The sequence below is a fragment of the Solihabitans fulvus genome (assembly GCF_008386585.1).
Taxonomy (GTDB): Bacteria; Actinomycetota; Actinomycetes; order Mycobacteriales; family Pseudonocardiaceae; genus Solihabitans; species Solihabitans fulvus.
This window is the reverse complement of the sequence record NZ_VUOB01000002.1, coordinates 109,640-133,279: the sequence shown is the minus strand read 5'-3', so window position 1 is coordinate 133,279 and position 23,640 is coordinate 109,640. Positions and strand designations below refer to the sequence as shown.

25 protein-coding genes are annotated in these 23,640 nt (G+C 70.6%); 12 read left to right on the top strand and 13 right to left on the bottom strand.

The window, feature by feature from the left end:
• Positions 1-159: 159 nt before the first annotated feature.
• The gene (locus F0L68_RS01995) at positions 160-867 is read right to left on the bottom strand and encodes a GNAT family N-acetyltransferase (RefSeq protein ID WP_149847640.1); all 708 of its coding nucleotides are present in this window, start codon (positions 865-867) and stop codon (positions 160-162) included.
• A 362-nt stretch (positions 868-1,229) separates the two neighbouring features.
• On the opposite strand from F0L68_RS01995, the gene F0L68_RS01990 reads away from it, so the two are divergent.
• A complete protein-coding gene (locus F0L68_RS01990; RefSeq protein ID WP_149847639.1) occupies positions 1,230-3,509 on the top strand; it encodes a M4 family metallopeptidase in 2,280 nt (759 codons plus the stop codon).
• Between the two features lie 147 nt (positions 3,510-3,656).
• Entirely contained in the window at positions 3,657-4,931 is a 1,275-nt protein-coding gene (locus F0L68_RS01985) for an ArgE/DapE family deacylase (protein WP_149847638.1), read from the top strand.
• A 75-nt stretch (positions 4,932-5,006) separates the two neighbouring features.
• On the opposite strand, the gene F0L68_RS01980 is transcribed toward F0L68_RS01985, so the two are convergent.
• Positions 5,007-5,471: a GNAT family N-acetyltransferase gene (locus tag F0L68_RS01980; protein ID WP_188316338.1), complete on the bottom strand. Its 465-nt coding sequence runs from the start codon at positions 5,469-5,471 to the stop codon at positions 5,007-5,009.
• A gap of 94 nt (positions 5,472-5,565) precedes the next feature.
• On the opposite strand from F0L68_RS01980, the gene F0L68_RS01975 reads away from it, so the two are divergent.
• Positions 5,566-5,793, top strand: coding sequence for a hypothetical protein (locus F0L68_RS01975; protein WP_188316337.1), 228 nt, complete (start codon positions 5,566-5,568; stop codon positions 5,791-5,793).
• Between the two features lie 163 nt (positions 5,794-5,956).
• Entirely contained in the window at positions 5,957-6,430 is a 474-nt protein-coding gene (locus tag F0L68_RS01970) for a flavodoxin family protein (protein WP_149847637.1), read from the top strand.
• Between the two features lie 42 nt (positions 6,431-6,472).
• Here F0L68_RS01970 and F0L68_RS01965 read toward each other — a convergent pair whose 3' ends face one another.
• On the bottom strand, positions 6,473-7,699 hold the full coding sequence (locus tag F0L68_RS01965; protein ID WP_149847636.1) for an MFS transporter: 1,227 nt from the start codon (positions 7,697-7,699) through the stop codon (positions 6,473-6,475).
• A gap of 137 nt (positions 7,700-7,836) precedes the next feature.
• Between F0L68_RS01965 and F0L68_RS01960 the strand changes: the two genes are divergently transcribed.
• Entirely contained in the window at positions 7,837-8,250 is a 414-nt protein-coding gene (locus tag F0L68_RS01960; protein WP_149847635.1) for a nuclear transport factor 2 family protein, read from the top strand.
• Between the two features lie 8 nt (positions 8,251-8,258).
• Here F0L68_RS01960 and F0L68_RS01955 read toward each other — a convergent pair whose 3' ends face one another.
• The 7 genes from F0L68_RS01955 to F0L68_RS01925 form a co-directional block, all read right to left on the bottom strand.
• Positions 8,259-9,143: a diacylglycerol kinase family protein gene (locus F0L68_RS01955; protein ID WP_149847741.1), complete on the bottom strand. Its 885-nt coding sequence runs from the start codon at positions 9,141-9,143 to the stop codon at positions 8,259-8,261.
• A gap of 29 nt (positions 9,144-9,172) precedes the next feature.
• Positions 9,173-10,072, bottom strand: coding sequence for a twin-arginine translocase subunit TatC (gene tatC / locus F0L68_RS01950; protein ID WP_149847634.1), 900 nt, complete (start codon positions 10,070-10,072; stop codon positions 9,173-9,175).
• A gap of 168 nt (positions 10,073-10,240) precedes the next feature.
• Positions 10,241-10,486 carry a bacteriophage holin gene (locus F0L68_RS01945; RefSeq protein WP_149847633.1) on the bottom strand — a complete coding sequence of 82 codons (246 nt, stop codon included), beginning with the start codon at positions 10,484-10,486 and terminating at the stop codon, positions 10,241-10,243.
• 18 nt (positions 10,487-10,504) lie between these two features.
• Positions 10,505-11,476: a helix-turn-helix transcriptional regulator gene (locus F0L68_RS01940; protein WP_149847632.1), complete on the bottom strand. Its 972-nt coding sequence runs from the start codon at positions 11,474-11,476 to the stop codon at positions 10,505-10,507.
• 61 nt (positions 11,477-11,537) lie between these two features.
• The gene (locus F0L68_RS01935; protein ID WP_149847631.1) at positions 11,538-12,539 is read right to left on the bottom strand and encodes a helix-turn-helix transcriptional regulator; all 1,002 of its coding nucleotides are present in this window, start codon (positions 12,537-12,539) and stop codon (positions 11,538-11,540) included.
• Positions 12,540-12,697: 158 nt separating this feature from the next.
• Complete coding sequence (locus F0L68_RS01930) at positions 12,698-13,537, bottom strand: glutamate ABC transporter substrate-binding protein (protein ID WP_149847630.1); 840 nt, start codon at positions 13,535-13,537, stop codon at positions 12,698-12,700.
• Positions 13,538-13,813: 276 nt separating this feature from the next.
• On the bottom strand, positions 13,814-14,194 hold the full coding sequence (locus F0L68_RS01925) for a hypothetical protein (RefSeq protein ID WP_149847629.1): 381 nt from the start codon (positions 14,192-14,194) through the stop codon (positions 13,814-13,816).
• A gap of 59 nt (positions 14,195-14,253) precedes the next feature.
• Between F0L68_RS01925 and F0L68_RS01920 the strand changes: the two genes are divergently transcribed.
• Positions 14,254-14,697 carry a MarR family winged helix-turn-helix transcriptional regulator gene (locus tag F0L68_RS01920; RefSeq protein ID WP_149847628.1) on the top strand — a complete coding sequence of 148 codons (444 nt, stop codon included), beginning with the start codon at positions 14,254-14,256 and terminating at the stop codon, positions 14,695-14,697.
• A 74-nt stretch (positions 14,698-14,771) separates the two neighbouring features.
• On the opposite strand, the gene F0L68_RS01915 is transcribed toward F0L68_RS01920, so the two are convergent.
• The gene (locus F0L68_RS01915; protein WP_149847627.1) at positions 14,772-15,833 is read right to left on the bottom strand and encodes a WD40/YVTN/BNR-like repeat-containing protein; all 1,062 of its coding nucleotides are present in this window, start codon (positions 15,831-15,833) and stop codon (positions 14,772-14,774) included.
• 285 nt (positions 15,834-16,118) lie between these two features.
• A complete protein-coding gene (locus F0L68_RS01910; protein WP_188316336.1) occupies positions 16,119-17,063 on the bottom strand; it encodes an NADP-dependent oxidoreductase in 945 nt (314 codons plus the stop codon).
• A gap of 148 nt (positions 17,064-17,211) precedes the next feature.
• Here F0L68_RS01910 and F0L68_RS01905 point away from each other — a divergent pair, with 148 nt between their 5' ends.
• Positions 17,212-17,796 carry a Uma2 family endonuclease gene (locus F0L68_RS01905; protein ID WP_188316335.1) on the top strand — a complete coding sequence of 195 codons (585 nt, stop codon included), beginning with the start codon at positions 17,212-17,214 and terminating at the stop codon, positions 17,794-17,796.
• A 69-nt stretch (positions 17,797-17,865) separates the two neighbouring features.
• On the opposite strand, the gene pafA is transcribed toward F0L68_RS01905, so the two are convergent.
• Complete coding sequence (pafA, locus tag F0L68_RS01900) at positions 17,866-19,224, bottom strand: Pup--protein ligase (protein ID WP_149847624.1); 1,359 nt, start codon at positions 19,222-19,224, stop codon at positions 17,866-17,868.
• A gap of 91 nt (positions 19,225-19,315) precedes the next feature.
• Here pafA and F0L68_RS43230 point away from each other — a divergent pair, with 91 nt between their 5' ends.
• From F0L68_RS43230 to glpK, 5 genes are all read left to right on the top strand, one after another.
• Positions 19,316-20,134 carry a diacylglycerol kinase family protein gene (locus tag F0L68_RS43230; protein WP_223198414.1) on the top strand — a complete coding sequence of 273 codons (819 nt, stop codon included), beginning with the start codon at positions 19,316-19,318 and terminating at the stop codon, positions 20,132-20,134.
• A gap of 175 nt (positions 20,135-20,309) precedes the next feature.
• On the top strand, positions 20,310-20,456 hold the full coding sequence (locus tag F0L68_RS42090; RefSeq protein ID WP_188316334.1) for a hypothetical protein: 147 nt from the start codon (positions 20,310-20,312) through the stop codon (positions 20,454-20,456).
• 51 nt (positions 20,457-20,507) lie between these two features.
• A complete protein-coding gene (locus F0L68_RS01890) occupies positions 20,508-21,269 on the top strand; it encodes an IclR family transcriptional regulator (protein WP_149847623.1) in 762 nt (253 codons plus the stop codon).
• 128 nt (positions 21,270-21,397) lie between these two features.
• The gene (locus F0L68_RS01885) at positions 21,398-22,108 is read left to right on the top strand and encodes an MIP/aquaporin family protein (protein WP_149847622.1); all 711 of its coding nucleotides are present in this window, start codon (positions 21,398-21,400) and stop codon (positions 22,106-22,108) included.
• Positions 22,109-22,134: 26 nt separating this feature from the next.
• Positions 22,135-23,637 (top strand): glycerol kinase GlpK, encoded by a 1,503-nt coding sequence (gene glpK / locus F0L68_RS01880; RefSeq protein ID WP_149847621.1) that lies wholly within the window; start codon positions 22,135-22,137, stop codon positions 23,635-23,637.
• Positions 23,638-23,640: the final 3 nt, after the last annotated feature.

The following is a 23,640-nucleotide window of genomic DNA, read 5'->3' as shown; positions in this document are numbered from 1 at the left end:
CCGCGCGTTCCCGACACCGGTGTGCCCGACGCCGGTGCCCGCGCCGCCGTGTTCCAGCGCGAGCCGGCGGCGACCAACGCGACCAGGCCGGCCGGAACCACCCACCCCGCTCCCTCCACAGTGGACTGTTCGGCGCCGCTCGTCGCGCTCCGTTCGACCTCAGGCGGCGGACTCGACCGACGGGACGCGCGCGAGGCGGAACGTCGCCGTGCGGCGCAGCCGGAATCCCAGCGACTCGTAAAGCCGGATCGCGGTGGCGTTGGTCTCGATGGCGTGCAGGAACGGCGTCTCTCCCCTCGACCTGATGCCGGCCGCCACCGCCAGCACGAGCCGGGTGGCCAGCCCCTGCCCCCGGAACGCCTGGTCGGTGCACACCGCGCTGATCTCGGTCCACCCCGGCGGGTGCAGTCGCTCCCCGGCGACCGCGACCAGCGCGCCGCCGCGCCGAATCCCCAGATACGTGCCCAGTTCGATGGTGCGCGGCAGGAACGGGCCGGGCTTCGTTCGGTCGACAAGGGCAAGGATCTCCGGCACGTCGGCGGGCCCGAGCCGCACCGCCTCGGCGTCCGCCCTGGCCGCGACACTGTCGTCGACGAGCTGCACCCCGGCGCCGAGGTCGACCACCTCCCACCCGTCCGGCGGTGTCCTCCTGGTCAGGGAGCCGGTGAGCGGAACCTGCGCGCCGGGACCGGCGAGCGCCGCGATGTCGCGCCACACGGTCTCGTCGGGGTGGTCCGGCACCGCGACGAACGGCGCGACGTCGACCGGGTAGCGCCTGAGCTGGCCGTGTCGCTCGGCGAAGTGGGCGTGCGGACCGGTCAACGAGGCCCAGGCGGGATTGTCCAGCGGCGACAAGGGTTCGGTCATGCTCCGGCCTTTGCTGTCGGTCTGCTGCCGGTCGCGGCGATCTCGCAGTAGGTGATCTCGCATTAGGCGATCCGGGCGGTGAGGCCATTTTTCGCTGTGGGCGGGGATGTGCACAGCGGCGGCGTCCGCTTCCCACAGCCTGGGAAGATCTGACCGATTCACCCGAATCACGCCGTTGCTCACGGTATGTGACATATTCACAACACAACATATAGTCGACTGTTAATAAGCTTGGTACGTTTGCCGGTTGTTTGCCGCCCCTTGACGCCGGATCCTGGTGCGCGATCTCGCAACACCTTCACCTCTACCGATACCGGCCCGCCACCCGGGCCGGAATCGCCCTGCCCAGAGGAGAACTGTCCATGAAGCTGAGACACTCCGTCTCCTTGGCCGCGGCCGGAATCCTGGTCGCAGCCGTCGCCACGAGCACCGTCGCGCAGGCGCAACCGTCCACCGCCTCAACCCCTGCCGCTCCCCAGAGCGCCGAGGCGATGGCCGTCAACGCCGCGCAGAGTCTCGTGGCAAGCAGGCCCGCCGCGCTGCACGCCAGCGCGGACGACACCTTCCAGCAGCACGCCACGATCTCGTCCACCAACGGACTGAAGTACGTCCCGTACGACAGGACCTACAGGGGTCTGCCGGTCGTCGGCGGCGACTTCGTCGTGGCGACGAACTCGACGGGACAGGTCGTGGGCACTTCGGTCGCCCAGGACAGCACCATCGCCCTGCCGACGCTCACCCCCAAGGTCACCAAGGCCGAGGCCGAGGCCACCGCCCGCAAGCAGCTGTCCGCTGTGGACGGTGTCAGTGCGGCGCAGTTGGTCACCTACGCGCTCGGCACGCCCAAGCTCGCCTGGCAGAGCACCGTGGTAGGCAAGGACGCCGAGGGCCCGAGCAAGCTCGACGTCGTGGTCGACGCCACCACCGGAACCGTGCTGCACACGCAGGAACACGTCCTGCACGGCGACGGCACCAGCGCGTGGAACGGCCCGAACCCGGTGCACCTGGACACCACTCAGTCCGGCGGCACCTACTCGATGCAGGACCCTGCCCTCAGCAACGTCAGCTGCCAGGACGCGGCGAACAACACCACGTTCACCAAGTCCAGCGACCACTGGGGCAACGGCGACGCCACCAGCCGTGAGACCGGTTGCGTCGACGCGCTGTTCGCGGCGCAGACCGAGAACAAGATGCTGTCGCAGTGGCTCGGCCGCAACAGCTTCGATGGCAACGGCGGCGGCTGGCCGATCCGTGTCGGCCTCGCCGACGTCAACGCCTACTACGACGGTTCCCAGGTCCAGATCGGCCACAACAACAACAATCAGTGGATCGGCGCGATCGACGTCGTCGCCCACGAGCACGGCCACGGCATCGACGACCACACCCCCGGTGGCATCTCCGGCAACGGCACGCAGGAGTTCGTCGCCGACGTCTTCGGTGCTTCTACCGAGTGGTTCGCCAACGAGCCCGCGCCGTACGACGTGCCGGACTTCCTCGTCGGCGAGCAGATCAACCTGGTCGGCAACGGCCCGATCCGCAACATGTACAACCCGTCGGCGCTGGGTGACCCGAACTGCTACAGCAGCTCGATTCCCGGCACCGAGGTGCACTCCGCCGCAGGACCGGGCAACCACTTCTTCTACCTGCTTGCCGAGGGCACCAACCCGACCAACGGCCAGCCGGTCAGCCCGACCTGCAACAACTCCACGGTCACCGGGCTCGGCGTGCAGAACGCGGTGAAGATCTTCTACAACGCGATGCTGCTCAAGACCAGCGCAAGCTCGTACCTGGCCTACCGCACCTGGACGCTGACCGCGGCGAAGAACCTCTTCCCCGGCAGCTGCACCGAGTTCAACACCGTGAAGGCCGCGTGGGACGCCGTCAGCGTGCCGGCTCAGTCGGGTGACCCGACGTGCAGCGCGACCGGCACCGTCACGGTGTCCAACCCTGGCAACCAGTCCACCGCCACCGGCACCGCCGTCAACCTGCCGCTGTCGGCCAGTGGCGGTACCGCGCCCTACACGTGGACCGCGACCGGCCTGCCGGCCGGCCTGTCGATCAACGCCTCCACCGGCACGATCTCGGGCACCCCGAACACCGCCGGCAACTCCACCGTCACGGTGACCGCGAAGGACAGCGCCAGCCACACCGGCTCGGCGTCGTTCAGCTGGACCGTCGGCACCACCGGCGGATGCAGCGGCCAGAAGCTCGGCAACCCCGGTTTCGAGTCCGGTAACACCGTGTGGACGGCAAGCAGCGGTGTCATCGGCCAGAACGGTTCCCAGCAGCCCGCCCACGGTGGCACCTGGAACGCCTGGCTCGACGGCTACGGCAGCAGCCACACCGACACGCTGTCCCAGTCGGTGGCCATCCCGGCGGGCTGCCACGCCACGCTGACGTACTACCTGCACATCGACACGGCAGAGACGGGCAGCACCGCGTACGACAAGCTGACCGTCACCAGTGGCACCACCACGCTGGCCAGCTACTCCAACGTCGACGCGGCCAGTGGGTACGTGCTCAGGACGGTCGACGTGTCGTCGTTCGCCGGGCAGACCCTCGCCCTGAAGTTCACCGGTGTCGAGGACAGCTCGCTCCAGACGTCCTTCGTCATCGACGACGCGGCGGTCACCCTGAGCTGATGATCCTGGCATGACAGGCGGGGAGGCCGGCTGCTGCCGGCCTCCCCGTTCCCTGTTCCGCCAATTCCCTGTTCCGCCAAGCGAACTGGCGCGTAAGTTCCAGCAGTGATCGCACAGTCGTGATCGTCACCGTGACGGGAGCACCCGATGACCTCAGCGCTCGCTGCCGCAGAGTCCGCCGCCCTCGCCGCGATCGACGAGGCTGCCCTGGCCCGCACCCTGCTGGAGCTGCTGGCGGTCCCCAGCGTGACCGGCAGCGCCGCCGAGTCGGAGCTGCAACACCTGCTCGCCCGCCGTCTCGACCGGCTCGGCCTTGACGTCGACCTGTGGGCCATGGATCTTCCCGCGCTGCGCGCCCATCCCGGCTTCCCCGGCACGGAGGCGCCGCGCGAGGAGGCCTGGGGCCTGGTGGCCACCACCTCGGGCGACCCGGACGGGCCGACGATGACCCTCCAGGGCCACGTCGACGTCGTGCCGCCCGGCGACCGCGCGCGGTGGCACGGTGATCCCTTCGTGCCGAGGGTGGTCGGCGATGTCATTCACGGCAGGGGCGCCTGCGACATGAAGGCCGGCGTGGCGGCGAATCTCGCGGCCCTTGAGGCGATCCGCGCGAGCGGGGTGCGGCTGCGCGGCCGGATCGCGGCCCATTTCGTGGTCAGCGAGGAGGACGGCGGGCTCGGCGCGTTCGGCACCCTCCAGCGCGGGCACACCGGCGACGCCTGCATCATCACCGAACCGACCGGGGGCACGGTGGTGACCGCCAACGCCGGCGCGTTGACCTTCCGGATCGACGTCCCCGGCCTCGCCACCCACGCCAGCACCCGCGATGCCGGGGTCAGCGCCATCGACGCGTACCTGCCCATCCATCACGCGCTGGCCCGGTTGGAGGCGCGGCGCAACACCGGAGCCGACCCGTTGATGGCGGAGTACCGCATCCCCTACGCGTTGTCGGTCGGCACGCTGCGCGCCGGGGACTGGGCGAGCAGCGTGCCGGACGCCCTCGTCGCCGAGGGCAGGCTCGGCGTCCGGCTCGGCGAGGACCCCGCCGCGGCGCGCGGCGAGCTGGAGCGGTGCGTCGCCGAGGCCTGCGCCGACGATCCGTGGCTGCGCGAGCATCCGGCCACCGTGACCTGGTCCGGCGGCCAGTTCGCCAGCGGCAGGCTGCCGTCCGGCCATCCGCTGCGGGACCTGGTCGGGACCGCCTACGCCGACGCCACCGGCGCGACCCGGCCACGCGAACGCGGTGCGCCCTATGGAAGTGACCTCAGGCTCTACGCCGCCGAGGGCGTGCCGACGCTCCAGTTCGGGCCCGGCGACGTGCGTCTCGCCCACGGGCCACGGGAGGAGGTCTCCCTCGCCGAGACCGTCGAGGTCGCCAGGACACTGGTGCTCGCCACGCTGCGGGCCGTCGGCGTCGACTAGCACAGGCCGGACGTTCCTTCGGTGGCAACGCTTCTACGGCAACGCCTCTACGGAAACGCTTCTACGACAGCGCTTCTACGACAGCGCGAGGCGCACGATGGGCTCGCCGTTCCCGTCGAACTCTCCGGTCGGCACGAACCCGAGCCGCCGGTAGAACCCGGCCGGACCACCGTCCTCCGGCAGGTAGCTCGTCAGCAACTCCGTGGCGCCCTCGGCCCGGACGAGCGCGGCCACCTGGCGCACGGCCTCGGCGCCGTAGCCGCGGCCCTGGCGCCGCTCGTCGATGATGAGCTTCCACAGGAACCACGGCCCGATCAGGTTCGGCGGCTCCGGCCGAACGTTCCAGCTCACCATCACGAACCCGACCGGACCGTTCCCGACACACAGCGCCCGGCACCACGGGTTGGCCTGTGGGTACTCCTCGGCGTCCGCCAACGCGCGCCGCACCGACCCCACGAACCGCTCCTGCCCTGGCGCCACCCGCAGCGCCAGGATCGCGTCGCGGTTGCCATCGGTGATCTCCCGCAGGATCAGCTCCATGGCGCCCAACCTACGGTCCACCGACGCGGACTCTCGCCGGGGAGGGACGTGCCGCTGCCCACCGCACTGGGGAAGCAGTACACGCACGCGACCGTTGGGCAGTGGGCAGGGCTGGGCCGGCGCGAACAGCGTGCTGTGGAACTGTTCTGTGGGCACCTACCACGTGGAGAACCCGCCAACCGCGCACAACTGGGCGCTTGGCTGCACCGGCAGGCAGGACTCGCCGACCGAGGGCCACCAGCCCGGCGAGACGCAGTCCCCCAGGACGCACCTGCGACCAGAAAGCCTGTACGACCAACAGCTTTCCGACCGCCGCAGGTGACGCGCACCGATCGACGCCCGGGTTTGCCGATCATGCGGTCGGTCGTGGTGACCGGGACCACATTCCCCTGATGTCACGTTCGCCGCTCGGGCGGTGTCTCTGAGGGATGTAGTCGATCCGACCAGCACGACACCGACATCGGGCAAGCGAAAAGAGCATCGTCATGAAGGCCGTCATCGTGTGCACGTCCGTGTCCCATGGCAACACGAGGAGGGTCGCCGACGTCATGGGCCAGGTCCTGGAGGCCCGCGTTGTCACCCCAGAGCAGATCGACGCGGCCGAGCTCGCCACCTATGACCTCGTGGGATTCGGCTCGGGGATCTTCCTCGGGTCCTTTCACGCACAGCTGCGCGAGTTCGTCCAGTCACTCCCGGAGGAACGACGAGGCGCGGCGTTTGTCTTCGCCACCAGCGGATTCCCCGAAGCGCGGTTCCAGCGCTTCTCCCGCCCCCTGGTACGGCTGCTCGAACAGAAGGGCTTCCAGGTGGTCGACACCTTCTCGTGTCGCGCACTGGACACCTATCTTCCGTTCAAGCTCGTCGGTGGCATCAGGAAGGCGCGGCCCGACGCCGCCGATCTGGCGGCGGCACGGACGTTCGCCGAAGGGCTGCACGTTCGGATCGACGCCACGTCCTGACCGATCCGACCTGCCGCGCAAGAACTGCTGTCAGCTGGAGTACTAGCCGTTCCCGATGCGCTTCCGCGCCGCCGGCACCGTCCTACCGACCACGGTGGCGAGCGTCGCCCCGAGGACGCTGACCCCGACCAGGGTCAACCAGGTCGCGGAAGCCCCTGTCGACAGTAGCCCGGAGAGCATGATCGGAGCGGTTGCTCCCGCGAGGGTCACGGCAAGTTGGTTGAAGGCGAGGTACCGGCCGCGCAGGGCGTCCGGGGCGCTGTCCGCGGCGATCGTCGAAGAGACCGGGCCGCCGAGAATCTCGCCGAGCGTGTACACGGCTGCGCCGAGCAGTAGGACGCCGACGGCGACGGCGGTCACGTCCACGCCGCGGGCGGCGAGGAACAGCAGGTAGCCGACGGCGAAGGCGCCGTGCCCCGCAACGAGGACCCGGCTGCGGACGCGTCCCCGCAGCCTGCCGACGACGACGCTTTGACCGAAACCGACCAACAGGGTGTTGAGCACGAAGGCCGCCCCGGCCGTCCAGCCCGGCAGCCCCAGCACGTGGACGGCGTAGACCGGGATCGCGATGCTGAAGGCGAACAGGGAGACGGCGAAGCACAGCTGCTGTCCGACGACCGGCAGGAACCGCCAGTCCCGGAGCACTTGCCGCCAGCCTCCGGCGGCGTCGCGCCCGGCTTTGGCGTTCGGAACGGCCCGCAGCAGACCGAAGGCGGCGACGTACGACACGGCGTTGACGGCCACGATCGCGGTGTAGACGCTGCGTGTCCCGACACCGACGGCGACGGCCGCCACGAGCCCGCCGAGCGCGTATCCGAGGTTGCGGAGGGACCCGAGCAGGCCGAACCAGCGCTCGCGGTCACCGGGAGCGGCCAGCGCCGTGACGGTCACGCCGTAGCAGCCGAAGAACACCGCGCGCCCGGCGCTGTTCACCCAGGCGCAGACGGCGATCTGCCAGGTGTGGTCCGCGACGAGATACCCGGCGAAGCCGAAGGCCTGGGCCAGGTTGGCCGCCTGTAGCACCGGCTTGGAGCCGTACCGGTCGACCAACCCGCCGACGAGGGGGCCCGCCGGGAGCGCCAGCAGCCCGCCGACCGTCAGCGCCGCGCCCACCTGCACCAGCGACAGCGAGGTTGTCGCCAGGAAGTACAGCATCGTGACGGGGATGAAGACCCCCGTGCCGACCGAGTCAACGACGATCGCCGCGACGAAACGGCCGTGCCCGGCTATCGAGAGACGGGCAGGGCGAGCGGTTGCCGTAGCGATCATGGCGCGACGGTATAACAGTCCAGCTGACCTGACGTTTCAAGATTTGTCACAGCAACGCCGTGCTCAATATCAACTAGGTTCGAACAGTCCGACCAGCTCAACCAGTTCGTCCGAACAGGCACCAGGGAGACACCGCCATGACCGTCACCGACCCCAAGAGCGTCGTCGTCCGCTACGTCGAGGCCGTCCGCGACGGCGACCTCGCGGTGATCCGCGACAGCTTCGCCGAGGACGCCACCTGGGAGTACCCCGGCACGCTTCCGCTCTCGAAGGTCTGGACCGGGCGGGACGTCATCGTCGACGACTTCCTCGGCGGCGTCGGCACCCGGCTCAAGGCCGGCGAGCCCGTGCTCATCGAGCTGACCAACGTGCTCGCCGACGGCGACCAGGTGGTCGCCGAGTGGACCTCGCGGGCCACAGCGGCCAACGGCGCGGCCTACCACAACAAGTGCCTCGGGGTGTTCACGGTGCGAGAGGGCAGGATCGCCTCGGTTCGCGAGTACGCGGACACCCACCACGTCGCCAACACGCTCTACCCCGAGGCGGTCTGAGCGCCCGCTCAGGACGCGGCGACGGTGAGCGCGCCCGGCACGCACGTCACGGCGAGCGGAAGCCGGTCCAGCCGCTCGCCGTCGGCGTAGCCGACCCAGGCGTTCTCCCCCGCGATCCGCACCGACCTGGCGCGCAGGGTCGTCACCGCCGGATGGTCCACGTGCCGGCCGGTGCGCAGCTTGGGCAGGATGCCGACCAGTTGGCGGCGACTGGCCGCGCCAACCACGGTGAGGTCGAGCAGGCCGTCGGTGGGGTCGGCGCCGGGGCAGATCGGGATGCCGCCGCCGTAGTGGGACGTGTTGCCGATCGCGACCAGCGTGCCGTCCAGGTCGAGCGTGCCGTTGTCGGTCTCCACCACCAGGGGCGAGGTGTGCAGCCCGGCCAGCTCCGCGAGGATCGCCAGGTCGTAGCGGCGCGGCCCGCGCGGCCAGCGCATCGCGTTCGCCCGCTCGTTGACCGCCGAGTCGAAGCCCGCGCACAACACGGTGGCGAACCAGGTGCCCGACCCGAGCCTGCCAAGATCCATCCGCCGCCGCGTCCCGGAGCGGAGCGCATCGGCCACTGAGTCCGCGGCGGCCAGCGGATCGGCCGGCAGGCCGAGCGCGGTGGCCAGGTCGTTGCCGGTGCCGGCCGGCACCAACCCGAGTGCGGTGTCCGTGCCGGCGCACGCCTGCACGCCGAGGTGTGCCGCGCCGTCGCCGCCGACCACCACCAGCACGTCGACGCCGTCGGCGACCGCGCGGGCGGCGAGACCCCGAGTGCCGGCGGCGCTGTCGGCCACCAGCAGGTCGAGCCGGCCCGCGGCGGACCGCAGCCGCTCGGCCACGCTCCCGGCAACCCTGGCCGCGCGGCCGAGGCCGGACGCCGGCACGACCAGCAGCGCAGCGTGCACCCCGGCTAACGCCGCCGTGCGTCCCTGGTTCACGTGGCGTCGTCGTAGCGGACGCGCTGCGGGTCGGCGGCGGGCGTCTCGACGGGTTCGGCCGGGGCGACGGGCTCCGGCTGGTAGTTCAGCGGCGACGCCTCGTCGTCGCTGACGCCCTCCCAACCTTCGGCCACCCGCTGCCTGGCCTTCTTGCGGTCGTGCAGCCTGGCGAGCTGGATGGCGAACTCGAACAGGATCGTCAGCGCGCCGGCCAACGCCAGCATGGAGAACGGGTCGCTGCCCGGCGTGGCCACGGCGGCGAACACGAACAGGCCGAAGATCATGCCCCGACGCCAGCGGCGCAGCTTGTCGTAGGGCAGGATGCCGACCCGGTTGAGCATCACCACGAGCAGCGGCAGCTCGAAGCTCACGCCGAAGATGATCAGCATGCCGAGGATGAACGAGACGTACTCGTCGCCCTTGAGCGCGGTGATGAACTGGTTGCCACCGAAGTGCAGGATGACCTCGAGTCCCTTGGGCACCACCAGGTACGCCAGCACCGCGCCCGTCGCGAACAGCACGACCGCGCAGGACACGAAGACGAGCGCGAACTTGCGCTCCTTGGCGTACAGGCCGGGGGTGATGAACGCCCACAGCTGGTAGAGCCACACCGGACTGAAGAACACCGCGCCGGCCGCGATGCCGACCTTGAACTGGATCAGGAACGCCTCGAACGGCGCGGTCTGGAGCAGCTTGCACTCGCCGTGGCCGCCGATGTCGGCCCGAAGTTCCTGCGGCAGCTGGCAGTACGGCTCGGTCAGCAGCGAGCCGAGCTTGGGAATCGGCCCGATGTTGAACTGGAACCACAGGAAGCCGAGGATGCCGCCGACGAAGATCGCCAGGAGTGCCAGGCCAAGGCGGTGCCGCAGCTCGTACAGGTGCTCGATGAGCGTCATAGTCCCGTCGGGGTTGTTCTTGCGCCCCTTGCGACGACGTCCCCGACCCGCGGCTCGCTCGCGGCGGAGTGGATTTGCCCCCACCGTGTGGACCGTCCTTTTCAGCTCTGGGTGCTTTGGTGATCCAACACCTGCGGTGACGACCGAAGCTCCGCCTCGGCGCCAAGACTACTCACGACGCCCCGCCGGTTCCCTCGATCCTACGCGGGAACCCCTGCCCGACCGGCGTTCGGCGAAGGCCACGCCCAACGCGGCCGACCTGGCGCGGAGCAGGCCGGCCTGATCGTCCATGCGCCTGGCCACCATGGTCCTGACCCCGTTGAACCGACGCACGGCGCGCACCGTCCGGAGCGCGATCAGGACCAACAGCAGCACACCTAGGGCGACCAGCAGCACGGTCGGCAAGTACGGCACAAGCACACCGTAACGGGCTCAGGTGACCAGCAGGTGATCCGCCCGGTCCAATGCCTCCTGGGCCCGCGCGGTGATCTGCGCGGCCAGCTCGTCCGGCGCCTCCACCAGCACGTCGCCGCCGAGGCCGAGCAGCAGCCGGACCATCCACGAGGTGTCGGCGTAGCGCATGAGCACCCTGGTGCGCCCGTCGCCGAGTTCGGTCACCTCGTCCACCGGGTAGTACTCGGCGATCCACCGGCTGTCCGGCTCGAGCACCAGGCTGGCGACCTGCTGGGTGGGCTCCGGCCGGAACAGGCCCTCCGAGGTGTCGGTGAGCTGGGCGTGCGGCGGCGGCGCGGCGGGCTCGTCCAGCTCGGTCACCTCGTCGATGCGGTCGAGCCGGAACAACCGGACGCCCTCGGCCGAGCGGCACCAGGCCTCCAGGTAGCTGCGGCCCTCCACGAGCAGCAGGCGCATCGGGTCGACGACCCGGTCGGTGACCTCGTCCCGCGACGCCGTGTAGTAGCGGATCCGCAGCGCCCTGCCGCGCTGCACTGCGGCGCGGACCGCGTCGCGCAGTTCGATGGTGCCGCTGGTGTCGCGGCTGCCGAGCCCGACGATCACGCCGGCGGGCTGGGCCTGCCCGACGGCCGCCTCGATCTTGGCCAGCGCCCGCTGCACGGCGGCGGCGTCGGCAACCCCTGGCGTGTCGGCGAGCGCCCGCAGCGCGACGAGCAGCGCGGTGGCCTCGGCCGCGGTCAGCCGCAGCGGGCGCTTCATGCCGGCGTCGTAGGCGACGGTGACCGTCTCGCCCTCGAAGGACAGGTCGATCAGGTCACCGGGCCCGTAGCCGGGCAGCCCGCACATCCAGAGCAGTTCCAGGTCGCGCCGGAGCTGCCGTTCGGTGACCTCGAAGTCGGCGGCCACCTCGTCGATGCGGATACCCGGCCTGGCCAGCAGGTAGGGCACCAGGGCCAACAACCTGGGCAGACGTTCGGCTGAGCCGTTCACGCGCGCACCTCCCCCATCCGCTGCCCGGCCGACACGTCCGCTTCGAGGACCACCGTGCCGTTCACCTGCGCACCTCTCCGGCCCGCTGCCTGGCGAGCGCGCCCAACAACCGTTCCCGCACGCCCTTGGCCAGCAGCTCGGGTTCCAGGACCACCACGTCGGGGCCGAATCCGGCGATCCAGCTGGCCGCCGAGTCGGGGAAGTTCAGGTCGAGCTCAAGCAGGTCGCCGTCGACGCCGGCCACCGTGCGCCTGCCGACGGTCCGGGCCCGCCTGCGCACGCCCTTGGCGCGGCCGTCCGCGACCCACAGCTTCGCCGACGCCGGCTGCGCTTCGCCGGGGTTGCTGCCGGCCACGATGGACAGCAGGTCGAGGTCGGTGCCGTCGGTCGGCCGGCGCACCTCCCCCGGCTTGCCGATGGTCCTGACCTCGCCGACCACGCGGGAGAGCCGGAAACACCTGGTGGCCCTGCGGTCCTGGTCGTGGCCGACCAGGTACCACCGGCCGCGCCAGGCGACCACGCCCCACGGCTCGACGGTGCGGCGGCGGATCTCGGCCGGGGTCGGCCTGCGGTACTCGAAGCTGACCACCTGCCCGGCCTGCACGGCGGCGAGCAGCGGCGCGAACGCGGGCTCGCTGGTGCGCACCTTGGGCTCGATCACGGCGGGGGCGGCCTGGTCGACGTCGACGCCGGCCGCGCGCAGCTTGAGCAGCGCGCCGTGCGCGGCCCCGGTGAGCTGCGGCGAGTCCCACAGCCGGGCCGCGAGGGCGACGGCGGCGGCCTCGTCGGGTTCGAGGTCGATGTCGCCGAGTTCGTAGTCCCTGCGGGCGATGCGGTAGCCGTCCGCGTTGTCGAACATGGAGTTGCGCCCGGTCTCCAGCGGGATGCCGAGGTCGCGCAGTTCGGACTTGTCGCGTTCGAACATGCGGAAGAACGCCTCGTCCGTGGGTGCGTCGGCATAGCCCGGGACGATGGCGCGGATGCGCTCTGCTATCAGGTACTGACGGGTCGACAGCAGGCACAACACCAGGTTGACGAGCCGTTCGGCGCGTGCGGTGGCCACGCAGGCACCCTAACGCTGACCAGCCGCGCGCTGTCGACACACCCGGGTGCGGCGTGGCCGAATGTCCCGTTCACCTCGCCATGCAGGGCGAATGGGGCATTCGGCCGAACCGGGCCGGGGTCGCACGGCGGCGGTCACTTGCCGTCGAGGACAGGCGGTCACTTGCCGTCGAGGACGGGCGGGGAGGGAATGGGGTAGTCGGACGGGCCGATGTTGGCCTCCAGCGAGCGCTTCCACGCGCCGCTGTCGATCATCTTGCGCAGCGCGGCGGCGATCGCGGTCTTCCCGTCCGCGTCGCCGAGCCGCAGGCCGATCCCGTACAGCTCCTTGGTGAAGGGCTTGCCGACGACCTTGAGCAGCTCGGGGTTCTGCGCCGCGTAGCCGGCGAGCACCACGTCGTCGGTGGTCAGGGCGTCCACCTGGCCGCCGAGCAGGGCCGTGACGCAGTCGGAGAACCGGTTGTACTCGACCAGCTGGGTGCCCTGCGCGTACTTGTCCCGCACCTCCTCGGCCGAGGTCGAGCCGGTCACGGAGCAGAGCTTGTGCCCGTTGAGGTGGTCCGGCCCGGTGATGTCGTTGTCGGTGAGCCGGACCAGCAGGCTCTGCCCCGCCACGAAGTACGGGCCGACCAGGGAGATCAGCTTCCTGCGCTCGTCGGTGATGGAATACGCCTCGACCACGAGGTCGACGGCGTTGCTCCTGATCAGGTTCTCCCGCTCGCTCGGCTCCGCCTCCCGCCAGGTGATGTCGCGGTCCTGGACGCCGAGCTCGTTGGCGATGAAGCGGGCGACGTCGATGTCGAAGCCGACAACCTTGCCGTCGACACGTTTGAGCCCGATGCCGGGCACGTCGTAGGCGATGCCGATGGTGAGCTTGTGGAAGGCGGACGCGCGGCGCACCAGCGAGTCGTTCGGGGACGCGCTGCCGGAGCCGCACGCCCCGAGCAGCGCGATCGCAGCCAGGACGCCGCACACCCGTAAAGCCCGGCTGGAAATCATCGGCCGACCTCCTCGCGGCGTGCGCGCGGCACACCGAGAAAATCTTCCACGGTGCGCGAAAAATGGGCGGAAATCCTTTTCCGCGCACCTCGGAACGCCTCGGACCTGCGGGCATCCACCCAGCTCGGCAGGCGCGTTGGCGGAAATTTAGATCAAGGATCGGCCCGCGTCCAGACCCCTGCCGGAAATCAGTGAATGCCGGGACGCGGGGACACCAATTCGATCACGAAAGCCCGAGGGCCGTAACTGCCCGATCGTGTCCGACCAAAACGACAGTCAGGCAGCAGATTCTCTCGACGGTGACGCGCCGCGACCGAGCAGTGCCGCTGCGCCGAACAACGCCGCGGCGAACACGACGGGCCCGATCGCCTGCGGGGCCTGATGTTTGGCCACACCGATCACCGCGTCGAGCACCTGCACGCTCCCGTTGAGCACGAGCAACAGCCGCAAGTCGTGCCAGGAGCGCCGCAGGACGAGCCACAGGGCGGCGCCGAGCAGGATCGCGCTGCGCGCGGCCACGTACGCGGCGAAGGTGCGGGCGGCCGGCGTGTCCCCGCCCGGCACCAGCGTGCCGGGCGCGAGCAGGCCGCCCACCGCGAAGTACCCGGAGCCGAGAACGGTGGCGAGCACCGTGCCGATCGCAACGTTCCGACTCATCCGGTCGGGAGCCATATCATTCGGTTGCCGAATCATATGGGTACGCTAACGTGACAGCCATGGCGAGGCAAGAGTCAGTGACCGAAACCGTGGTGTTCCTGCTTGGCAAGCTCGGCCAGGCGACCACCGCGCGGTTCGCCGAGGCACTCGTGCCGCTGGGCTTGCGCCCCCGCCACTGCGGAGTGCTGGAACTGCTCGCCGACGCCCCGCTCGCGCAGCTCGACCTGTCCCGAGGCCTCGGCGTCACCCCGAGCGTGGTGGTTGACATGCTCGACGAGCTGGAGGCGTTGGACGCGGTGCGCAGGGTCCGCGACACCGTGGACCGGCGGCGCCAGCTGATCGAACTGACCGCGCAGGGACGCGACCTCCAGCGCAGGGCCGTCCGGCTGGCCCGCGAGCTCGACACGGACCTGCTCGGCGCGCTCGACCCGGCGGGCACCGCCGCCTTCGGCGCGGCGCTGGCGCGACTGGCCGAGGCGCACGGACTGCCTACCGCCCGTTAGCCCGAGGCCGCACGCGGGTCAGCACCGCGACGGGCCCGATTCGTTGGCGCACCGGCGATTCGTCGCGAAGGACGCTAGTCGCGGTCCGGCTCGATCAGGCGGGCGACGCGGCCCTTCTCTCCTGCCGCCCAGCAGTCGCCGTCCTCGGTGCAGCTCACGGTGTCGAAGCTGCCGGAGTCGAACTGCGTCCAGTGCGCGCCGCCGTCGGTGCTCAGGTCGCTGCCGGTCGGGCCGACCGCGACCACCGACCGACGACCCGACCACGCCACGCCCGACCGGTAGCCCCGTGGAGCCTGCGGGGTGCCCTGCCAGGTGCGTCCCCGGTCCGCGCTCACGGCGAGGGCCGGAGTCGGCGAGCCGGGATTCGCGAAGTCGCCGCCGATCGCCAGGCCGTGCCGCGCATCCCGGAAGGCGACGGCGAACACGCCGGACGACTGGCTGCTCGGCAGCGGGGTCGCCGAGGCTTCCCAGTGCCGGCCGCCGTCGGCGGAGTGCAGCACCCGCGCGGTGGCCCCGCCGCCGGTGCCGATCCAGGCGTCGTGGCCGCCCGCGGTGCTGAGGCACTGGCCGCTCGCGGCGAACGCGCCCTCGCCGGGCAGCGCGGCCGGCATGCCCTCGGTCGGCACCGGCCGCCAACTGCGCCCACCGTCCACAGTGGACACCAGGCGGAACTTGCCGTCCACGGGATCGCTCAGCGCCAGGCCCCTGCGCGTGTCGAAGAACGCGATGCAGTCGTAGAAGGCGTTGGGATCGGTGTTGCCGAAGGTCTGCGACCAGTGCGCGCCGCCGTCCTCCGTGCGGTAGATCCCGGAGGAGGCGCCGGGGCCGATGGACAGCACCACCGCGCGGTCCTCGTCGAACGCCTGGATGTCCCGGAAGTCCAGGGCGCCGGTGTTCGGCGGAGCCACCTGCCGCCAGGTCCGGCCGCCGTCGACGGTCCGCAGCACGGTGCCCTTGCTGCCACTCGCCCAGGCCACCTCGTCGTCGACGGCCGACAGCCCGCGCAGCCGCGCGTCCACTCCCGTCAGGGTGAGCCGCCACGACGGGGTCGGGCACGGCGCCGCCTGCGCGACGGCTGGCAGCAACAGGGACACGACGACACCGGCCAACGCGAACATCCGGACGAGCGCCCGCATGGGACCACCTCTCGACGACCCGGCAGATCGCGATCATGCTGCCGCACTCGCGGCCGCGTGTCTGCCCCCGTCCGGAGGTTGCGCCAACGCTCGGAACGCGCTGTCAGCCCAGCAGCATCGCCGTCAGCCCAGCAGCATCGCCGTCAGCCCGGCAGGATCGCGCGGCCAGCCCAGCCGCACGGCTCTCAGCCCGGCAGGATCGCGGCCAGCCCAGCCGCACCGCCCTCAGCCACGCCGGATCGCGGTCACCCCAGCCGTGTCACCGGCAACGCAACCGCACCGCCCTCAACCCAGCAGGATCACTGTCTTGCCCGCGGCGCGGCCGGTTCGGCTGTCCGCCAGCGCGGCCGGCGCCTCGTCCAGCGACACCTCGCGGCCGATCGGCGCCGTGAGCAGCCCGGAGTCGACCTGTACGGCGAGCGCGTCCAGCAGCGCGGCCGAGGAGGTGTTCTGGAAGTTGCTGGCGCGCAGGCCCTTCGCCGTCAGCGCCTCGACGTCGGCGGCGCCGATGGTGCTCGCGACGGTGCCGCCGTCGCGCACCACGCCGGCCAGCTCCGTCAGCGCGGCCCGGTCGCTGACCAGGTCGATCAGCACGTCGACGCCGTCGGGGTGGGCCGCGCGCACCTGGTCGGCGACCGATCCCGTGGTGTGGTCGACGACCTCCCGCGCGCCGAACCCGCGCATCAGCTCGGCGCTGGCGGCTCGGGCCGTGACGATGACGTGCGCGCCCCGGCCTGCGGCCAACTGGGTGGCAAACGTGCCGACTCCCCCGGTCGCGCCGACGATCAGCACCCGCACGCCGTCCACGACCCCGGTCGCGGCGAGGACGTTGGCCGCGGTCATCCCCGCGGTGGGGATCGCGGCGGCCTCGGCGGGTCCGACGCTGCGCGGCGCCAGCGCGATGGCGGACTCGTCGGCGACGGCGAATTCCGCGTAGGAACCGCCGCCCTGCGGCAGCCGCATGAACTGGCCGTAGACGGCGTCGCCCGGCTGGAAGCGGGTGATCCCCCTACCGACCTCGATCACCTCGCCCGCGCCGTCCATCCCCACCACCAACGGGAAGCCGTGCGGGACGACGTCCTTGAGGATCCCGTCGACGACCTTCCAGTCGAACGGGTTGACGCCGGCGGCGTGCAGCCGGACCAGGACCTCGCCGAGCCCCGGCTCGGGCCGTGGCAGCTCCATGAGCCGGGGTGTGCTTCCGAAGCCGGTGACGGCCACCGCGCGCATAGCTCCTCCTGCTGGACGGGAACTCCCCCGACTCAACCACAGGAGCCCCAGCAGCACTGCCCGGGTCACTCCATCATCCAGGCCACATCCAGCTAAGCTGCGAATACGTCCTGTTCGCCACCTCGCGTGCCTAGGGAGGATCCACGCCGTGAGCGCTCCCGGCCACAGCGGTGACCCCATCACCGTCGAGCAGTTCGACGCGCTGCCCGAGGACAACAGCCACCGCTACGAGATCGAGGATGGACTGCTGCTCGTCATGAACCGCCCCAGTGGCCCACATCTCCTGGCTACCCAACGCCTGACCGGACTGCTCAACGACCAACTCCCCGAGGACTGGGAAGCAGTTCAGGAGTTCGAGGGCGAGTTCAGCGGGGTCAGTCCGCGCCGGATTCCCGACGTCGTCGTGCTTCCCGCCGACAAGACCGACGCGGGGCGATTCCACGCCGAGGACGCCCGGCTGGCTATCGAAGTCGTGTCTCCCGGCGAGTCCTGGGCGCGCGACTACGGCACCAAAGCGGCTGAGTACGCAGCCAACGGTATCCCGTACTACTGGGTAGTAGACGTGCTGTCCGAGGACGGCCCCGGCGTCACCGTGCACGCCCTGGACCACAGGACCGGCAGATACAGCCTGCTTGGCCGGTTCACTGGCACCTACGAGACGACCGAGCCGTTCGAGCTGACCATCGATCTCGACACGCTCACCGGCCCCCGCCGCAAGCGCCAAATGCCGTAGAAACACCGAAGAACTCACGGAAACGGCGGAAACCCGCGTCGGTGAACGCGAGTTTCCGCCGTCCTGCCGCTACAGCGAGGAGATCAGCCGTTCCACGCGCTCGTCCACTGCGCGGAACGGGTCCTTGCACAGCACGGTCCGCTGCGCCTGGTCGTTCAGCTTGAGGTGCACCCAGTCGACGGTGAAGTCGCGGCCGGCGGCCTGCGCCGCGGCGATGAAGTCGCCGCGCAGCTTGGCCCTGGTGGTCTGCGGCGGGGTGTCCTTCGCGGCCTCGATCTCGCCGTCGTCGGTCACCCGCTCGACCTGTCCCTTGCGCTGCAACAGGTCGAAGATGCCCCGGCCCCTGCGGATGTCGTGGTAGGCGAGGTCAAGCTGGGCGATGCGCGGGCTGGACAGCTCCAGCCCGTGCTTCTCCTGGTACCGCTCGACCAACCGGTGCTTGATCGCCCAGTCGATCTCACGATCGATCTTGGACCGGTCGCCTGCCTCGATCGCGTCGAGGGTCCGGCCCCACAGCTCGATGACGCGCTGGGCGACGGGATCGGGCGACCGCCGCTCGACGTGCTCGACGGCGCGTTCGAAGTACTCGCGCTGGATGTCCAGCGCGGAGGCCTCCTTGCCGCCGGCCAGCCGGACCGTCCGCCTGCCGGTCAGGTCGTGGCTGATCTCCCTGATCGCCCTGATCGGGTTGTCCAGGCTGAAGTCGCGGAACTGGACGCCCTGCTCGATCATCTCCAGCACGAGGTTCGCGCTGCCCACCTTGAGCAGCGTCGTCACCTCGGACATGTTCGAGTCGCCTACGATGACGTGCAGACGCCGGTACCGCTCGGCGTCCGCGTGCGGCTCGTCCCTGGTGTTGATGATCGGCCGCGACCTGGTGGTGGCGCTGGAGACGCCCTCCCAGATGTGCTCGGCGCGCTGCGACAGGCAGTACACGGCCCCGCGCGGGGTCTGGAGGACCTTGCCGGCCCCGCAGATGAGCTGGCGGGTCACCAGGAACGGCAGCAACACGTCGGCGATCCTGGAGAACTCGCCGGCCCGCGCGACCAGGTAGTTCTCGTGACAGCCGTAGGAGTTGCCCGCCGAGTCGGTGTTGTTCTTGAACAGGAAGATGTCGCCGCCGATGCCCTCGTCGGCCAGCCGACGCTCGGCGTCGACCAGCAGGTCCTCGAGGATGCGCTCACCCGCCTTGTCGTGGGTGACCAGCTGCGCCAGGTCGTCGCACTCGGCCGTCGCGTACTCCGGATGCGAACCGACGTCCAGGTACAGCCGGGAGCCATTGCGCAGGAACACGTTGGACGACCGCCCCCAGGAGACCACCCGGCGGAACAAGTACCGCGCCACCTCGTCAGGTGACAGCCTGCGCTGCCCATGGAAGGTGCAGGTCACCCCGAACTCGGTCTCAATGCCGAAGATCCGCCGCTGCATCCCTCAACAGTAGGCGCTCATGGCGTGTCGATCAGTGAGCCGTTCGGGGGTCGAACGGCGTGTCGGCCACCGTCCGGCTACGGTCGGAGGGGTGTTCAGGCGTGTGCGCAGGTCTCTTGCGAGCGTCAACGAAGCCGATCAGGCCCTGGTCAGGCGATCCGCGGCGCTGCCGCGCAGCGCGGCGGACCAGGGTCTGAAGTCGCTGTCGCATTCGGCGAACAGGAGCGGGCTGTGGTTCGCCGTCGCCGCCCTGTTGGCCATGCGGAAGGGCCAGCAGCGGCGCGCGGGGCTCAGGGGGATCGCCGCCATCGCGATCGCGAGCACCTCGGCGAGCCTGGTCGCCAAGCGCCTGTTTCCGCGCCGCCGCCCGGCCGCCGAACTGATGGCCGGTGCGCGCGGGCTGCGAACGCCGCCGACGTCCTCACCCGCGTCTGCGAACACGGCGTCGAGATCGCCGACCGGCGCGGGCCTGGTGCTGCTGGTCAACCCCGACTCGGGCGCAGGCGACCACGATCCGTGCGCGGAGTTCGCGCGGCTCTGGCCGGCTGCGCGGATCCTGGAGCCCGAGGTGGGCGTCGACCTGGTGCGGCAGTTGACGGACGCCGTCGCGGACCCATGGGTGCGGGCGCTCGGCGTGGCCGGCGGCGACGGGACGGTCGCGGCACAACCTGCCGTTGCTGGTGCTGCCGACCGGGACGCTGAACCACTTCGCCAGAGACGTCGGCGTGCCGGAGGCGGCCGACCGGGAGGGCCGCCAGGGCTCGACCAGTGCCCTGAATCGATCGTGTTAGCCTGTGCACGTGCGGGGCGAAGGGTGATTCCGGAAGCCTCGAAATCGTCACGACGGACACAGCGTGACTTGTCGCCGCAGGGCTTGCGGAGACGTGAAACGCCCGTGGAGACCAGGTAAGACCGAGCAGTCGGGCACAGGTCGGTGAAGCGGGAACCCGCCGAGGTGACCTGACAGCGCGCAGCTCGCGTCGCCAGGCGCGGTAGGAATCCTCGTCGTTCAACGGCGAGGAGGAAGTCAAGAGCCGAAGGGGTTCGCGCCGCTGACCGGCGCGCTGCTGCGCAGCCACACCTACGTGCAGCAGGAGCGCGCGGCGCTGGACATCGAGGTGCTCGGGCCGCCGGTGGCGCTGGCCGCCGACGGCGAGGTGATCGGCGCGGGCAACCGGTTCCGGTTCACCGCCCGCGAGGGCGCGCTGCGGGTCTATCGCCCGAACGCGTAGCAAACCGACACCGTTCGACATAGTCGAACGGCCGAGGGCTACAGTGCCTGTGTGCCCGGATTGATCCAGTCCATCGAGCGCGCGGCAGCGGTGCTGCGGCTCCTCGCCAGCGGCGCCCGCAAGATGGGTGTCGGCGAGTTGGCCACCGCGTTGGACCTGCCCAAGGGCACCGTGCACGGGATCCTGCGAACGCTCCAGCACGTCGGCTTCGTCGAGCAGTCCCCCGACACCGGCAAGTACCAGCTCGGGCCTGCGCTGTTCCACATCGGCAGCAGCTACCTCGACGGCAACGAGCTGCGCACCAGGGCGCTGAACTGGTCGGACTCGCTGGCCGGCCGGTCGAGGGAGAGCGTGCGCATCGGCACCCTGCACGAGGGTCAGGTGCTGGTGGTGCACCACGTGTTCCGCCCGGACAACAGCAGCCAGGTGCTGGAGGTCGGCGCGCTGCTGCCGGCGCACGCGAGCGCGCTTGGCAAGGTGCTGCTCGCCAACGATCCGGTCGGCGAGCTTGGCGAGCAGCCGCTCGCCCGGTTCACCGAGGCGACCGTGACCGAGCCGGAGCGCCTGGCCGAGGCCCTCGAGGACGTGCGCCGCCGAGGATGGGCGGCCGACCTCGAGGAGCTGGTCGAGGGCGAGGTCTCGCTCGCCGCGCCGATCCGGGACCGCAGGACGGTGACCGTGGGCGCGATTGGCGTGTCCGGCCCCGTCGAGCGGCTGTGCGACTCGGCCGGCGAACCCCGCACCGACCTGGTGTCCTACGTCCGCGAGGCGGCCAGGGCCATATCGCGGGAGCTCGGCGCCATCCCCTGGTAGCGCAGGCGGGTGTTTCGCGCTGGTGAAGACGAGGTTCCGGAAGGGTTGACACGGTGTGAGTGGCGGCACAGAATTCCGCGCACGGCGTACGACATTGTCGAACGCCATTCGGCATGAGAGGCGCGCGGATGACTGACAAGACCATCTTCTTCGGTGAGTTCCTCGGCACCATGTTGTTGCTGCTCCTCGGCAACGGCGTGGTCGCCGGCGTGGTGCTCGCCAAGTCCAAGGCGAAGGACGCCGGCTGGACCGTGATCACCTTCGGCTGGGGCTTCGCCGTACTGGCCGGGGCGTACGCGAGCGCGCCGCTGTCCGGCGCGCACCTGAACCCCGCCGTCACCATCGGCATCGCCATCCAGACCGGCCAGTGGAGCAAGGTGCCGCTCTACCTGAGCGCGCAGCTGCTCGGCGCGATCGTCGGCGCGGTGCTGTGCTGGCTGGCCTACCTCGGGCAGTTCCGTGCCAACAAGGACGAGGTGCTCGGCGTGTTCGCCACCGGCCCCGAGATCCGCAACACCGCGCAGAACCTGCTCACCGAGATCATCGCCACCTTCGTGTTGGTCTTCGTCATCCTGGCCACCGGGCAGACCAAGGGGCTGGCCGTGTCCGGCACCGGCGTGCTGATCGTGGCCCTGCTCGTCGTCGGCATCGGCATGTCGCTCGGCGGCCCCACCGGCTACGCCATCAACCCCGCCCGCGACCTCGGCCCCCGCATCGCGCACGCCATCCTGCCGATCCCCGGCAAGGGCGGCTCCGACTGGGGCTACGCGTGGATCCCGGTCGTCGGCCCGCTCATCGGCGGGGCGCTGGCCGGACTCGTCGACATCGCCGTCTTCTGAGCCTTCTTCTGAACCGGAGGAATCCCGTGAGCCAGCAGTACATCGCCGCGATCGACCAGGGCACCACCTCGTCGCGCTGCATCGTGTTCGACCACGACGGCAGCATCGTCTCCGTCGCGCAGAAGGAGCACCGGCAGATCTTCCCCAAGCCCGGCTGGGTCGAGCACGACGCCGAGGAGATCTGGGACAACGTGCTCGACGTCGTGCACGGCGCGCTGAGCAAGATGTCCATCACCGTGCACGACCTCGTCGCGGTCGGCATCACCAACCAGCGCGAGACCACCGTGGTGTGGGACCGCGCGACGGGCAAGCCCGTGCACAACGCCATCGTCTGGCAGGACACCCGCACCGACCAGCTCGTCCGCGAGCTCGGCGGGGACGCCGGCCAGGACCGCTTCCGCGAGCTGTGCGGGCTGCCGCTGGCCACCTACTTCGCCGGCCCCAAGGCCCGCTGGCTGCTCGACCACGTGCCCGGCCTGCGCGAGCGCGCCGAGGTCGGCGAGGTGCTGTTCGGCACCATGGACACCTGGCTGATCTGGAAGCTCACCGGCCGGCACGTCACCGACGTGACCAACGCCAGCCGCACCATGCTGATGAACCTGGCCACCCTGGACTGGGACGACACGCTCCTGGACGCCATCGGCGTGCCGAGGGCGATGCTGCCGGAGATCCGCTCCTCCGCCGAGGTCTACGGCACCGCGACCGGCACGCTGGCCGGCCTGCCCGTGGCCTCCGCGCTCGGCGACCAGCAGGCCGCGCTGTTCGGCCAGACCTGCTACTCGCCCGGCGAGGGCAAGTGCACCTACGGGACCGGCAGCTTCCTGTTGCTCAACACCGGGGACAAGCCGGTGAAGTCGGTCAACGGGCTGCTCACCACCGTCGGCTACAAGATCGGCGACGAGCCGGCGACCTACGCGCTGGAGGGCGCGATCGCCGTCACCGGCGCGCTGGTGCAGTGGTTCCGTGACAAGGTCGGGCTGATCGCGAGCGCGCCGGAGATCGAGACGCTGGCTCGCACCGTCGAGGACAACGGCGGCTGCTACTTCGTGCCCGCGTTCTCCGGCCTGTTCGCGCCGCACTGGCGCAGCGACGCGCGCGGCGTGATCGCCGGCCTCACCGGCTACATCGACAAGGGCCACATCGCCAGGGCCGTGCTTGAGGCGACCGCCTGGCAGACCCGCGAGGTCGTCGACGCGATGAACGTCGACTCCGGGGTCGAGCTGACCACGCTCAAGGTCGACGGCGGCATGACCGCGAACAACCTGCTGATGCAGTTCCTCTCCGACGTGTTGGACGTGCCGGTGGTGCGGCCGATCATCGCCGAGACGACCTGCCTCGGCGCGGCCTACGCGGCCGGCCTCGCCACCGGCTTCTGGTCGGACACCGAGACCCTGCGGGAGAACTGGCACAAGGCCGCGGAGTGGCTGCCCAGCATGGAGGAGCGCGCCCGCGGCAAGGGCTACCGCAAGTGGAAGAAGGCCGTCGAGCGGTCGATGGACTGGATCGACGAAGACGACAAAGAGGACTGAGGA